The sequence below is a fragment of the Streptomyces sp. NPDC042346 genome (genome assembly GCF_055581845.1).
Window position 1 is genome coordinate 1,382,443 of the sequence record NZ_JBVJEH010000001.1, and the last position, 14,100, is coordinate 1,396,542.

10 protein-coding genes are annotated in these 14,100 nt (G+C 68.3%); 3 read left to right on the plus strand and 7 right to left on the minus strand.

Features of this window, described 5'->3' with window-relative positions:
* Positions 1–133: 133 nt before the first annotated feature.
* The 3 genes from ACZ6K0_RS06575 to ligD all read right to left on the minus strand — a co-directional run bounded on the left by ACZ6K0_RS06575 (position 134) and on the right by ligD (position 4,316).
* The gene (locus ACZ6K0_RS06575; RefSeq protein ID WP_376400087.1) at positions 134–2,275 is read right to left on the minus strand and encodes a PBS lyase; all 2,142 of its coding nucleotides are present in this window, start codon (positions 2,273–2,275) and stop codon (positions 134–136) included.
* A 236-nt stretch (positions 2,276–2,511) separates the two neighbouring features.
* Positions 2,512–3,423 carry an ATP-dependent DNA ligase gene (locus ACZ6K0_RS06580; RefSeq protein ID WP_376400084.1) on the minus strand — a complete coding sequence of 304 codons (912 nt, stop codon included), beginning with the start codon at positions 3,421–3,423 and terminating at the stop codon, positions 2,512–2,514.
* The gene (ligD, locus tag ACZ6K0_RS06585; protein ID WP_376400081.1) at positions 3,420–4,316 is read right to left on the minus strand and encodes a non-homologous end-joining DNA ligase; all 897 of its coding nucleotides are present in this window, start codon (positions 4,314–4,316) and stop codon (positions 3,420–3,422) included. The genes ACZ6K0_RS06580 and ligD overlap by 4 nt, the downstream gene beginning before the upstream one ends.
* 62 nt (positions 4,317–4,378) lie before the next feature.
* On the opposite strand from ligD, the gene ku reads away from it, so the two are divergent.
* The 3 genes from ku (at position 4,379) to ACZ6K0_RS06600 (ending at position 9,135) form a co-directional block, all read left to right on the plus strand.
* Entirely contained in the window at positions 4,379–5,305 is a 927-nt protein-coding gene (ku, locus tag ACZ6K0_RS06590) for a non-homologous end joining protein Ku (protein WP_376400078.1), read from the plus strand.
* 364 nt (positions 5,306–5,669) lie between these two features.
* On the plus strand, positions 5,670–7,169 hold the full coding sequence (locus ACZ6K0_RS06595) for a M4 family metallopeptidase (RefSeq protein ID WP_376400513.1): 1,500 nt from the start codon (positions 5,670–5,672) through the stop codon (positions 7,167–7,169).
* Between the two features lie 205 nt (positions 7,170–7,374).
* Complete coding sequence (locus ACZ6K0_RS06600; protein ID WP_469227641.1) at positions 7,375–9,135, plus strand: phosphorothioated DNA-binding restriction endonuclease family protein; 1,761 nt, start codon at positions 7,375–7,377, stop codon at positions 9,133–9,135.
* Between the two features lie 536 nt (positions 9,136–9,671).
* Here ACZ6K0_RS06600 and ACZ6K0_RS06605 read toward each other — a convergent pair.
* From ACZ6K0_RS06605 to ACZ6K0_RS06620, 4 genes are all read right to left on the minus strand, one after another.
* Positions 9,672–10,586: an SRA domain-containing endonuclease gene (locus ACZ6K0_RS06605; protein WP_469227640.1), complete on the minus strand. Its 915-nt coding sequence runs from the start codon at positions 10,584–10,586 to the stop codon at positions 9,672–9,674.
* Between the two features lie 64 nt (positions 10,587–10,650).
* Positions 10,651–11,343 carry a HEPN domain-containing protein gene (locus tag ACZ6K0_RS06610; RefSeq protein WP_469575338.1) on the minus strand — a complete coding sequence of 231 codons (693 nt, stop codon included), beginning with the start codon at positions 11,341–11,343 and terminating at the stop codon, positions 10,651–10,653.
* Positions 11,344–11,346: 3 nt separating this feature from the next.
* A complete protein-coding gene (locus ACZ6K0_RS06615) occupies positions 11,347–12,600 on the minus strand; it encodes a GmrSD restriction endonuclease domain-containing protein (protein ID WP_469227639.1) in 1,254 nt (417 codons plus the stop codon).
* Positions 12,601–13,286: 686 nt separating this feature from the next.
* Positions 13,287–14,099, minus strand: a complete 813-nt coding sequence (locus tag ACZ6K0_RS06620; protein WP_469227638.1) for a protein phosphatase 2C domain-containing protein — start codon at positions 14,097–14,099, stop codon at positions 13,287–13,289.
* Position 14,100 lies beyond the last annotated feature (1 nt).

Sequence of the window (14,100 nt, forward strand, 5' to 3'; positions counted from 1 at the left end):
TTCACGTGGCCGCTCGCTCCTCAGCGGGCTCGCCACTCCCCGCGCGGAAGGCGCCCCGCCGGCTCCTCGTAACGCACCGCGCTCACTCCTCGTAACGCGCCCCGCGTGCCTCAGAACGCGCCGCGCTCGCTCCTCAGAACGCGCCCCGCTCCATCCGCGCCAGGGCCGCCCGGCACAAGGTCAGGAGCTTCTCGTCCTGGTGGATGTCGTGGCTGCCGGAGCCGCCCTCGCGGGCGTTGTGGCGACGTCTTCGGGTCAGCTCGGTGAGCATCGTGAGCTGGGCCTCCGACGCGGCCGGGCCCATCTCCGCCAGACACTCCGCGATGTCCACGCGCGCGTGCCGGTTCTCCTCCCAGGCCGCCAGCAGCACCGGAAGCGCCTCGTCGGCGCGCCCGGAGACCCGCCACAGGGCCGTCGCACTGCGTACCCGTACCCACAGGTCCCGCGAGGCGAGCCCGGGCCGGAGAGCGGCCGCCGAACCGGCCGCCGCCGGGCCGATCGCGGCCAGGGACAGGGCCGCGCAACACCAGTCGGGGGCCGAGGAACCGGGCCGCAGCCACCGCTCCAGGGTCGGCAGTACGTCCCCCCTGTCCCCCTCGGCGGCCCACAGGGCACGCGCGGCCATCGTGGAGACCGCGGCCGACTCCGCGGCCAGCAGGACGCGCAGCTCCGGTACGGCCTCCCGGGCCGCCGGGCCGAAGGCCGCCAGGGTCCGCAGGGCCGCCTCCCGCACCCAGTCGCGCCGGTGCTCCGGCGCACCGCGCAGCACCCGCAGCACCTCGGGGAGCGCCTGGCCGCCCCGTACGGCCGCCAGGGCGTACAGCAACGGCGCCGCCCGGTCGAACAGCCCCTCGTCGAGCTCGACCTCGGCGAGCCGGCGCCGCAGCAGCGGGGCGAGGCCCGCCGCGGCCGGCCCGAGACCGTCCATGGCGTACAGCAGCTCGCGCCGCACCTCGGGCTCCTCCAGGGCGCGCGCGAGCAGCGGGACCGCACGGGTGTCCCCGGCGCGGGCCAGCGCGAGGAGCGCCCCGTCCCGCCCGGACCGCCCGACGAGCCCGCCGGAGCCGTCCCGCAGGGCACCGGCCCCGCCCCGTCCGGCCGTCTCGGCCGTCAGCCGGATCACCAGCGCGTCCGCGGCGGGCCCGCCCAGCTCGAAGAGCCGTTCGAGGAACGAGGTGGCGGCCTCCCGGAGCCGCGGCTCCGGGTCGTGGAGCTGCGCGCCGACGAGCCGGACGATCTCCTCGTACCGCCCCCGCCACACCCGGATCAGCCCGCCGCACAGCCAGATCGCGTCCGACCGCTGCCACCGGTCGGGGCTGCGCAGCTGGGCGAGGATCAGCGCGATCCGGTCGTCGACGCGGTCGTCGAGCGCGGAGTGCAGGGTCCGGAGCAGCTCCTCTGTCCAGGGGGCGGGCCGTCCGGCCACCTGCTCCTCCAGGAGCTCCCGGACCTGTCCGATCAGCGTGGGCGTGGCGGGCCGCCCGCCGTCGGCCCCCGTACCGCCGCCACAGCCCTCGGCGCCTTGGGCGCCTTGGGCGACGGTCCTGATCTCCTCCAGGAGCTCCGTCACCCACCGCACGATGTCGTCCGGGATCTCGCTCGGCGCGCAGCGCGCGAGCTGGGCGAGGGCCGCGAGCCGGAGCCCGGGGTCCTGCGCGGCGCGCGCGAGCCAGTCGAGCCACTCGACGGTCTCGGCGCGCAGCGACGCGTGCCGCAGGGCGATCCGCCCGACCGCGGCCACCAGGGCGAGGCGCACCTCGGTGTCGCGCTCGACGGTGAGCCGCTCGCGCAGCAGGGTCAGGACGCGCGCGGGGTCGGGGTGCAGCGAGGCGAGCGCGCAGGGCGCGGCGAGCCGCACCTCGGGGTCGGGGTCCCCGACGAGCCCGAGGAACACGTCGGCCCCGGCGGCGATGGCGGCCGCGGCCATCGCGTAGTTGGCCGCCGGTATGAACTCCTCGTCTTCCGGGTCGAATTCGTCCAGTTCCTCGTCGTCGTCCAGCTCGATGCCGCCGATGCTGGTGAGCAACTCGACGATGCCGCCCCGGTCCTGGACGGCGGAGTCGGCGACGAGTTCGAGGAGGAAGGGGATGCAGGCGAGCGTCGAGTCGTAGACGTCGCCCTGGTGGTGCACCGCGCCGTACATGCCGTCGAGGGCGGTCTCCCGCTCGGCGGGATCGGCGGAGGCGAGTCCGCGGAGCAGTGCCGGCACGTCGTCCGCGGGGCCGTAGGCGTGCCCCAACGAGGCCCAGTCGACCTCCTCGATCCCCGTCAGCATTGCCAGGCCGCCTTCCCCGTGAGCGCTGTACCAGTGAGCAAGTGTGCACCACAGGAGGGGCAACAACGCCGTGCCGACGCCACCGGCCGCGCGCGGGAGCCCCGTTGCGCTCTGTTTGCGCCATGTACGGGGCGGAGCGGCCCGGTTGCTCTAGGTATCCACACAGGCAGCTACGCCCACACGACACACCCCACCCCCACCTCACCCCGCCACCTCGCCCCCGTCACACCCCCCGCTCACCCCTCGGACCGGACGCGGACGAACGCGGCGTTGTCATGCCGCCCCGCGAGCCGGCGCAGCTCGACGGGAAGGGGTGGCTCCACCGACCGCACCGGCCCGTGCTCCGGGTCGGTGGCGAGGGCGCCGACGCGGTCGGCCACGAGGGCGCCGACCTGACGGGACTGCGCCGGGGTCAGCCGGGGCGAGGTCGTCACCGTACGGCCGTCGGGGAGCCGTACGAGCAGGTCCCGGGGCCGCTCGGGCGGGCCGATCACGCCGAGGAGGAGGCCGTCGCTCGTATCGGCGTGCCGGATCTTGCGCCAGGCCCAGGTGCCGCCGGCCCGGTAGGCCGAGCTCAGGGACTTCGCGACGATGCCCTCGACGCCGGCGTCGCGCAGGTCGCGGAACCAGCCCCGGGCGGTCGCCTCGTCCTGGGTGGCGAGGACGCGCTGGAGGGGCGGTTCCGCCTCCCGCAGGGCCGCCCCGAGCAGCTCCCACCGGTCACGGAGGGGCAGCGCGCGCACGTCGCGCCCCGGTACGGCGAGCAGGTCGAAGGCGATGTACGAGACGGGGACCCCGGCCCGTACGCGGTCGCCGTGCGAGCGGAGCAGGTCGGTGAAGCTGAGCCGCCCGTCCCGGTAGGCGCACAGCTCGCCGTCGAGCACGATCCCGGGCGGCAGCTGCGCGCGCAGGTGGGCGGTGATCTCGGGGAACTCGGGCGCGAGGTCCCGGCCGGAGCGGGACTGGAGGACCACCTTCCGGTCGTCGAGGACGAAGGCGAGGGCGCGGAAGCCGTCCAGCTTGAGGGAGTACTGGAGCTCCCGCGGCGGCTCCGCCTGGGCGGGGATCTCGTCGGCGGACCGGGGCCGCATGACGTCGACGGGCGGCGGCAGCGCGACGGCCCCGGCCTCCCCGCGGTCCGCGTTCACGGCACGCTTCCGGCGCGCGCGGGCGCGAAAAGAGGCGCCAGGAGCTCTCCGTACCGCTCCAGACGTGGCGTGATGTCGTCCATCGACAGAACGAGCTCCTCCGGATCGGCCGCGGGCTCGGCACAGCCGGCGACCTCCTCCCAGGTGACGGGTGCCGAGACGGTGGGCCGGGCGCGGGCGCGCAGGGTGTAGGGGGTGGCGGTGGTCTTGGCGGCGGCGTTCTGACTGTGGTCGACGAAGACCTTGCCGGGCCGCAGGGCGCGGGCCATCCGGTGCACGACGAGCCGGGGCAGCGCGGCCTCCGCCTCGACGGCGAGCTGCTTCGCGTACGCCGAGACCCGCTCGGAGGGCGTCGGTACGAGCGGGACCAGCAGGTGCAGCCCCTTGGCGCCGGAGGTCTTGGCGAAGGCCTCCAGGCCGTCCGCGGCGAGCCGCTCGCGCAGGTGGAGCGCGACCCGGCAGCAGTCGACGACGGTGGCGGGCGGTCCGGGGTCGAGGTCGAACACGAGCCGGTCGGCGACGGCGGGGGAGGAGGTCCGCCACTGGGGCGTGTGGAACTCGACGACGAGGTTCGCGGCCCACATCAGGGAGGCCAGGTCCTGGATCACGACCTGCCGGGCCCGGGGGTCCTCGGAGCGGGGGACGGGGGTGGTGTTCACCCAGGAGGGTGTGCCGGGCGGGGGGTTCTTGGTGAAGAAGAGCTGCCCGTCGGGACCGTCCGGATAGCGCAGGAAGGAGACGGGCCGATCGCGCAGATGCGGCAGGATCGCGGCCCCGACGGTGGCGTAGTAGTGCAGCACCTCGCCTTTCGTCGTGCCGGTGAGCGGGTGGAGCACCTTGTCCAGGTTGCTGAGCGCCAGGCGCCGCCCCTCCACCTCTGTGATGGGCGTCATACGATGAGAATCCCACGCGTACCGTACGTATCTGGCATTTCTGCGCGAAAGTGAAGAAAACCGTGCGATCTATCTGGAACGGCGCCATTTCCTTCGGGCTGGTCAGCATCCCGATCAAGTTGGTGAACGCCACCGAGAGCCGGTCCGTCTCGTTCCGCCAGATCCACACCGAGGACGGCGGCCGGGTCCGCTACAAGAAGGTGTGCGAGCTCGACGGCGAGGAGGTCGCGGCGGCGGAGATCGGCAAGGCGTACGAGGAGGCCGACGGGACGATGATCCCGATCACCGACGAGGACCTGGCCGCACTGCCGCTCCCGACGGCGAAGACGATCGAGATCGTGGCCTTCGTGCCGGCCGGGGAGATCGACCCGCTCCAGATGGAGGCGGCGTACTACCTCTCGGCGAACGGCGTCCCCGCGGCGAAGCCGTACACCCTGCTCCGCGAAGCGCTGAAGCGCAGCGACAAGGTGGCGGTGGCGAAGTTCGCGCTACGGGGAAGGGAGCGGCTCGGCATGCTCCGGGTCGTGGACGACGTGATCGCGATGCACGGCCTGCTCTGGCCGGACGAGATCCGGGCGCCGGAGGGAGTGGCGCCGGAGACGCCGGTGACGGTCAGGGAGGCGGAACTCGACCTGGCGGACGCCCTGATGGCGACCCTCGGCGAGGTCGACCTCGGCACGCTGCACGACGACTACCGCACGGCGGTGGAGGAGATGATCGCGGCCAAGGCGGAGGGCGGCGAGGCGGTGGCGCCTCCGACACCGGGCGAGGAGGGCGGTGGCCAGGTCATCGACCTGATGGCGGCGCTGGAGAACAGCGTGCGGGCGGCGAAGGAGGCGCGGGGGGAGGACGCGGAGGTGACGGAGCTCAAGCCGAGGGCGAGGGCGGCGAAGAAGACGGCGGCGGCGGCCAAGAAGACACCGGCGAAGAAGACGACGTCGGCAAAGAAGACCCCGGCAAAGAAGACGACCCGCAAACGCCCGGCGTAGACGCCACCGCCCACGCCACTCCCCACCCTCCGCCCCACCCCCACTTAACCCAATCCCACCCCCCGCCCCCCCCTACACACCCAGAGGCCCCCGGACAAGAATCCGGGGGCCTCTGGGCTGCGCGCAGAGTGCCGGGGGACAGGTCAACTCCCCGCACACCGGACAGGAATGACCGAACTTCGGACAACAGATGGTCAAATCCTTGTCGTAGACCTGCCAAATAATCTCCTTCGCTGGCACGCTCACAGCCGCACCACCCCCCCCCACGATCCCCACGTGCTTCAGCGAAGGAGCCCGCGTGATCCGCCAGCAGTCCTCGTACCGTCGTACCGCCCTCTCGACCGCCCTCATCGCCTCGGCGGCCATGATCGTCGTCGGAGTCCAGACCGGTTCCGCCAGTGCCGACGCCCAGCGCGAGGCGGGCGCCACCGCGCTCGTCCTCACCGGCCCGCAGCGCGCCGCGGCCGTCCAGGAGGCGCAGGCGGGAGCCGCCGCCACCGCGAAGGCGATCGGCCTCGCCGACCGCGAGAAGCTGGTCGTCCGCGACGTCGTCAAGGACGCCGACGGCACGGTCCACACCCGCTACGAGCGCACGTACGAGGGCCTGCCGGTCCTGGGCGGCGACCTGGTGGTGCACCAGAAGAAGGACGGCGCCCGCGCGACGACGAAGGCGACCGGCGCCCGTATATCGGTCCCGACGACGGAGGCCAAGGCCCCGGCGGCGACGGCCAGGAGCACGGCCCGCAAGGTGATCTGGGCGGCCACGGGCAAGCCGGCGCTGGCGTGGGAGACGACCGTCACGGGCACGCAGCCGGACGGCACCCCGAGCGAGCGCCACGTGATCACCGACGCCGCCACGGGCAAGGAGCTCTACTCCTACGAGGCGATCGAGACGGGCACCGGCAACACCCAGTACAGCGGCCAGGTCACGCTCGGCACGGCGCCGTCGTTCACGCTCACGGACACGACGCGCGGCGGCCACAAGACGTACGACCTCGCCGGCGGTACGAACGGCACGGGCTCCCTGTTCACGAACAGCACGGACACCTGGGGCAACGGCCTGGCCACGAACCGGGAGACCGCGGCCGCGGACGCCCACTACGGCGCGGCCGTCACGTGGGACTTCTACAAGAACGAACTGGGCCGCAACGGCATCCGCGGTGACGGCGCTGCCGCCTACTCGCGGGTCCACTACGGCAACGCGTACGTCAACGCGTTCTGGTCGGACTCCTGCTTCTGCATGACGTACGGCGACGGCACCGGCAACACCAAGCCGCTCACCTCCCTCGACGTCGCGGGCCACGAGATGTCCCACGGCCTGACCGCCTCCACCGCGGGCCTCCGCTACAGCAAGGAGTCGGGCGGCCTGAACGAGGCCACCTCCGACATCCTGGGCACCTCGGTCGAGTTCTACGCGGCCAACGCCACCGACGTCGGCGACTACCTCATCGGCGAGAAGATCGACATCCGCGGCAACGGCACCCCGCTCCGCTACATGGACAAGCCCAGCAAGGACGGCAACTCCGCCGACTTCTGGTCCAACTCGGTCGGCCGCCTCGACGTCCACTACTCCTCGGGCCCGGCGAACCACTTCTTCTACCTGCTTTCCGAGGGCAGCGGCACGAAGACGATCAACGGCGTCACCTACAACTCCCCGACCAGCGACGGCTCCACCGTCACGGGCATCGGCCGCACGAAGGCCTACAAGATCTGGTACAAGGCCCTCTCCACCTACATGACCTCCTCCACCACCTACGCCGGCGCCCGCACGGCCACCCTCTCGGCGGCCACGGACCTCTACGGCGCGACGAGCCCGGAGTACGCCGCGGTGGCCAAGGCCTGGACCGCGATCAACGTGAAGTAACCCCGCACCGCCACGCACGCACACAAGAGACCCCGCCCCCAGCGTTTCCGCTGCGGACGGGGTCTTCGCGTCGCAACCCGGAGGGGGCGCCAACGTCGGCCTGGCAGGATCGGTGACAGAGAGCTGCGTCATGGGGGGAGGCCCGGTGGGAAGCCACTTGCGTGTCGGTGAGGTGTTCCGATCTGCTCGGAACAGGGATCCCGCGGTGACGCACATCGACGGGTACCCGAACATTCATCACGCCACAGCGTCCGAGAATCTTGCTCAGATCCAGCTCAGCAAGGGCATCAACCCGGCTGCCAGGATCACCGCATCCGACGGGCGGCGTCGCCCGTGCATCCTGATCCGGTCCAGCCCGTGGAAGGCCGGGACGGTCGAAACTCCCTGGCATGACGTGTTCGACCTGAAAAACGGTCGCATGAGCTACTTCGGAGACCACAGGGCCGATCACACCGTGCCGGTGGGAACCACCCAGGGCAATGCCGTGCTGCTGGAGACGCTGGCGGAACACCGAGGGCGCTCGGCAGAGCAGCGCGCACCGGCCGTGCCGCTGTTGGTGTTCGCCGCGGTTTCCCGGAACAAGACGCCGAAGGGGTACGTCGAGTTCTGTGGCGTGGCGGTCATCGACAACGCCGAACAGATCGAGCAGCAGTCGGAGGGCAGGCCCTTCCCCAACTACCGGTACGACTTGTCCGTCCTGGACCTGACCGCAGAGGACGATCGGGTCGATTGGGCTTGGATCGAGGCCCGGGGCAACCCTGACCTGTCGGCCGCAGAGGCGCTCGAGCTCGCTCCTCGTGCCTGGCGCCAGTGGGTGGAGACGGGGCAGGCTGCCCTGCCCGACGCGCGCCGCGGGTCGATCAGCCCTCCCAGGAACGAGTACGCGTCCACGGTGACGGTCCCCACCCCACGCGGACGAGGCGACTCCGCCCCCGCCCCCGCCCCCGACTCCGAATCGGCCGCGCCTCCGGCGCCCGGTTCGTCCGCCGAACTCACGGTCAGCAAGCTCATGGACAGGTTGAGGAACCTCAGGGTCCATACGAGAGCAGGGCGCCGGGCCAGGCACAAGCCGCTGGCGCTGCTGTGGGGTATCTCCAGAGTGGCGACGGGCAAGCCGCACCTTGCGCCGTGGCGGGAGTTCCGCGACGAGGTGGGCGGACTGTTGGCCGAGTTCGGCCTGCCCGACTCCTCCGTCACCCCCGAGTACCCGTTCTGGCACCTGCAGACGAGCCGACTGTGGGATGTTCACGGTCTCCCCGGCGACTTGGCTGCCGTGACTCACGCTGCAACGCTCGACAGGCTCAATCCCGAGGGAGGAGTGACCGAACAGGTCGGACGGCTGCTGGGTGACCCCTATATCCGGTCTCAGGCGGTGGCCGTCCTGAGAGAGACGTACCTGGCCGACGTCGACCAGCAGGCCCTCATGGAACGGTTGGGGTTGGCCGGCTACGAACGCGCGAGCGGCGTCGAGGACTCCGCAGAGGACGACGTGAGCGAAGGGGGCCCGGCAGCACGGCGCACGGTCGCGTCCTCCGGTGCCGTGCGCGATCCGGTACTGAGGGCACGGGTGAAGAGTCTGCACGGCGACCACTGCCAGATCTGTGATCTCCAGCTGAAGACCCGCTTCGGTACGTACAGCGAAGCCGCTCATATCCGCGGTCTCGGACGACCTCACAACGGCCCCGACGAGCAGTCCAACCTGCTTGTCCTGTGCCCGAATCACCACGTCCAGTTCGACACGCTGGCGATCTACATTGACGATCAAGACGCCGTCCGTTGGACGGCGGACGACAACCCCACGGGCCAGGTCCTCCGCCGGCATACCGCCCACCGCATCAGCGAAGCGCACCTTCGCTACCACCGCGCGCTCTGCGGCCGAGACGCGACGGAACGTGCACCCCAAGGCCCGTCCGTGACGATTCCACCGTGCGCGGTGCCCCCGCAGGATTCGGTGAAAGGCGACTGAGGCACTCCGCTGGGCCCTGGGACCCGTCCCGGGGCCTACGAGCGACCGAGCGAGGTGCGCTGTCGGTGCCTTCCCTTGACCGATGACGAGGTGCGCGCCTGGTCCCCCGGAGGCCAACCCACGTACGAGGAATGGGACGAGGCTCTCGATTCAGGGCGGTTGGACTTCCCCGATCGCGCCCAGGGCAACTGCACCGTTCTCTATCGCGACGGCGAGCCCGTCCAGATCGGCTACTGGGGAGTGACTGCCGACTAGGGGGCCCACGCAAGGTCCCCGGAGCCGTCCCGGGGACCGTCTGCGTTTCTGCCCGGCACCCGCCCGCACATACAACAAGACCCCGTCCTCAGCGTTTCCGCTGTGGACAGGGTCTGTGTGGCACTTCTTGCGAAGTGCCCCCGGCAGGATTCGAACCTGCGCACACGGCTCCGGAGGCCGCGTGCGTCTCACGCGTTCCCGCAGGTCAGCGCCCTACAATCGCTAAGCGGCCTCCAGCCGGTCCACGAGTAGGCCGCGGACCGGCGATCTGAGGTAGGCGGCTACGGGATGAGATTGGGCTCGGTGCTGCCGTAGGTCTTACCTTCAGGCCAGATGACGACGCATCCCTGGCTCTGCGCGAGGTTGAGCAGGTCCTTGCGGGGCTGGGAGGGCAGAAGGATGGCGCGAACGGCGTGGTCCACGAACCTGCTGTAGTCCGCGAGCTGCCCGATGGCCATGCGGACGTTCTCGCGGGTGACGCTGCCCTTTGCCTCGGCGAGGAGACCGAGCTGCTTGCAGTAGAGGTCGGTGAATAGGGGGCGGCTCTCACCGGGAGGCAGCATTCTGTGCCGGCAGGATTCGTGTCCCTTGCTCGCGAGGTAGTCGGCGAAGGCCTTGACCAGCTTGGCTTCCCGGCGCTCGGCCTCGTAGGACTCGCCGTTGGGGTTGACGAACGACTTCTCGGTCTCGTTTCGCTCCAGGGGGAGCTCGTCCACCTCGTTCGGGTCGCCGCCGAGGAGGCGTCCCAGCTTGGTGGCAGGGTTCTTCGGCTCGGTGTCGACCGGCTTGAGCCGAAAGATGATGACCTTACGGAGCGGGCCGTCGTTGGTCTCCGGTGCGTCAGCCTCGTACCAGGGGTCCTTCTGGGCAACGACGAATTCACCCTGGTAAGTGACGGTCCCGCGGGCGCCCTCGAAAACCCGCAGTGTGCGTCCCTCGGCCTGGTGGTTAAGGACGCTGGCGTTGCCGGAAAGCATGCGCTGGTCTCCGTACTGGCCTTCTCCGCTGTAGTGAAAGTGGCCGTCCGGCATCCAGTCGTCGTAATAGCCGTGCTTCTCGCCGGCCACCGGATCAGTGAATACGAACACGTTGGGAGTTTTCGCGGACGGGCCGATGCCGCCCTGCGTCCGTCCCCCAAAGATGCTGTGCAGATCCTTGCGGGGGATGGCGTCGCCCGGCTGGAGCGTCCACCGCACCGGAGGAGGCAAAGACATGGCGGGTAGTCCCCTTATGGAAATAAGTTCGGACAAATGCTCAAGGCTAGCGCCAAGCGGGAATTAGCACCCTGGGTGCGTATCTATCCATATCGGATAGTCCGGACTCGATGACTTGAAACCTGTTCAGCTCACCGGCTCCCGTTGGAATTGTCGGGATCAGGGCGCCTGCGCCGTGAGCGACCTGGCCGCGCTTTTCTCCCAACTCGTTCATCTTGTCGCGAAAATGCGTAGTGAAGAACGTGTCACGGAAACCCAAGGGGAGTAGGATCATATTCAAATTTGAGGGCTTGATGCCATTATTTTGAGTGATCCTTTTCCGGTGTGCTTCAATTGCTTTCATCAGGGAACTGGCGGTCGTTGACCAGCTTTTCTGGAGCCCGTCCGGCGAGAAGTCTGGGTAGCTCGCATTCCCTGAACTGCGGGTGTTGGCCAGAGGGTTGAGGGACTGAAATACGAGCAGGTGGTGCCCTGCATGTGTGAGGCGGCCGAGTCGGCACTGACGTTCGGTCACATCCAGAACATTGCGTGCGATACTCTCAACATAGTGTTGCACCTCTGCGTGCATGAGTACGCGAAATGCATGCAATCTGTCAGTATCGGCTTGGCTTTGGGATACCAGGTTCTTGGTGATGGACAGCGAGGAAGCCAACTCGCTGATTCGACTCTGAAGGACGATTATTCGGCGTGATCTTCTGCAGGGGTGACCGATATGGGCGCCCAGATGCATGTATGCCATTCGTCACGCCTTACGAGCCGCGATCGGAAGGAAAGGGAGGAGGAAATCGTTGCCGCGCAGCGGAATTCCGATGACGCGCCCCAGGGCCTCTCCCCAGAGATCAATTCGCCCGTTTACCGCGTCAGATCGCTTCGTCGTGGAGATGAGGAAGGATGAGAAGCTCGCGTTACTTCGACAAAGCTCTTCGAAGGCTTCGACAACTCGCTCCGCGTTATTCTTTGCTAGGTCACTGATGCGAGGGTCTGAAAAATACCAGGTCATCAGATCGAAGACTGCCACGTTGAACCGCGGCATGTATTTTGCTCGGTCGGCATCGAATCGCAGGAACGCCGTTCGTTCGAAGATTTCGAATGTTGTCTCGATGGCCATTTCCAAGCCAGCAAGCAGGTCCCGCAGGTTTCCCTCGATTTCCGAGTAGTGATCATTCCCTCCCCTGAGTACCCGGTCCAGGAAATCGCGAAGGTCTCCTCCGTATTTGTTCAAGTTGGTCTTGAATCCAACGTAACGCAAAAGGGTCTCGGCGTCCCTGAGTCTCGTGTCTGCCTCCTTGAGGCGTCGCGCCTTGAGGAGGGGGCGACTCTCCGCGCTTTCCTTGTTGATGAAGTACGTTAGCTGTCCGGGATACAGGGCTTGGCGCAATTCATGTGACGCCAGAGGAACGCTCGCCTTGTTTAGGCGCGAAAAGATCAAATGCAGAAGCGCAGGGGTTCTCCAATTCCTTACCACGATGGTTCGGATTGGCTGAGCGTACATTGTTTGAATCAGTTTACGGGTGTCCGTGCTGAGGCGAATTTCGTCAAAGTCCTTCCCGGAAATTCGGTCTCCGAGGAGCTCGAGGCCCCGTAGCTTCAGCTTTTCCGGGTCGCCCTTAACGAAGTTCTTTAGAGCGGTGAGGCGCTGCTTTCCATCCAATACGTAGAAGTGGCTAGGGTTTATCAGGCTCTCGGCCAGCACCAAGGGGGGTACCGGAAGTCCGAGCATCAAGGATTCGATGTATAGGCTCTGGCGATCATTGTTCCAGGCCGTCCGCCTTTGGAATGGCGGGGACGTGAAGATGACGCCTTGCGAATCTGGGTCGTTTGGATCTGCGTCGATTTGTTCGATAACGGAACCGATTGTCCAGTCAACGGTGTAAATCACGCTCCCCTGAACCTGTTCAGCTGTTAGCTGTCCTGGTTCCTCGTACGATTCGCCGAATTCGTCGTCGGAGTCGATCTGGATCTCGATCTTGGATGCGCCGGAGTCGTCAGCGTCCATCAAATCTCCCTCACGTCGTGTCTGGGCTAGCCGGCGGACTACTTCACGCCTCGTCAACTAGGTTAGCGTGCTGCGTTTTCGCCTGTCTGGTATCCGTTAAGAATCGACACGCCGGTTCCACCCTCGTGTGGTCGGCTTCCCGGGTCGGTGGAGCTGCTTCGGTTGAGGTCCTGGCCGGACATGATCAAGGGACTACGAGCTGCCGGAAGATGACTGAACGACGATCTCATTGGCCACAGCGAGACCGGTACCGACGCGGAGCGACCACACCGGCCTCCGCCACTTCGCGGCAGCAGCTGCTCCCCGCCCGCCCATCTCCAGTGGTGCGGTCGCCTCACGCTCCCGTCATCCGTGACGGCGGGGGTACGGCGCCCGGCCCTACTCAGGCCTGGCAGTCGGCCGGCCATGCGCAAGAGGGCACCCCTCCCTGGCTGCTGGCCGTCTTTTGGTCGCCCGTCGTGGCCGCAGTCGGCGGCGCTCGTGGCTACGCGTGCCATGTGACGGTTGCCGTGCTTGAAGGCCTGCTTTGGCTGCCCATCAACCCAAGCTGTCAGGCGTGCGGACGGCGGCCGGGCTGGAGCGGGGCGCAGACAGGAGCGCAGGCCCGGGCGACGGGCCGCGCGCGCCGCGCCGTGCGCGGCGAGTGCCTTGATGAGGTAGAGAAATCTGTAACAACTCCACTGCGCCTATGGGTGGAGGTACGCGATCGTGGCGTCGTCGTGCTGCTTGCTTCGTGGCCATTTGTTGAGGCTGGGGTCGGATGCTTCCGCTTCGCGGACCTGCCGGAGCACGTCTTCGGGGCCACTGTGGCTGAGCAGACCCATGTAGCCCTGCCAGTCGGTTGAGTGGAACGTCGTCACCAGTCGTCCAGCGCCGTCGGTCAGCAGGGCTACGCCCTCGACGCGGGCCGTACTCTCTGAGCCGGTGAGTGCCTGGCTTGCTGCTGTCGGGTCGGCTGCTGCCACCCAGTACCCGCCCTGAACGTTGCGCTGGCTGCGCTCTTCCTGAACCAAGACTTCATGGGCTCGCTGTCGCTCTGGCGACCCTGGGACTGCCCTGGCGAGAGCTTCGCGGGCGTGTGGTGCCACATGGGCAAGGCGGTCGTCCGTTGTGGCCGTCACTGTGCCGTCGCTCTGGATGAGAACCGTGCAGTCACCGAGTAGGAGCCACTCGACGACGTCGCCTCGCACGCGAGTCACGGAAACCGTCGCGGAAGGGGACAGCGGGTCATCGACCAGACAGGTGTCCCGGTGCAAGCTTGTCGTCGACTCGATAGCTGTAGCCAGGCAGATCGCTAGGGACCTGTCTGCCTGGGTGGCCTCCGCGTGCAGGAAAGTCCCCAACTGCTCCACGTACCAGGCGACTCCATGTCGGCATCCCGACTGCATGCCCGGTGCCATACCGGCGCCGTCCAGAACCACAGCCGCGGTGGAGTCGAAGAGCACGAAGTCCTCATTCGAGCCCCCGGGGCGGGAGTAACTGGCGGCGTCGACGAGCACG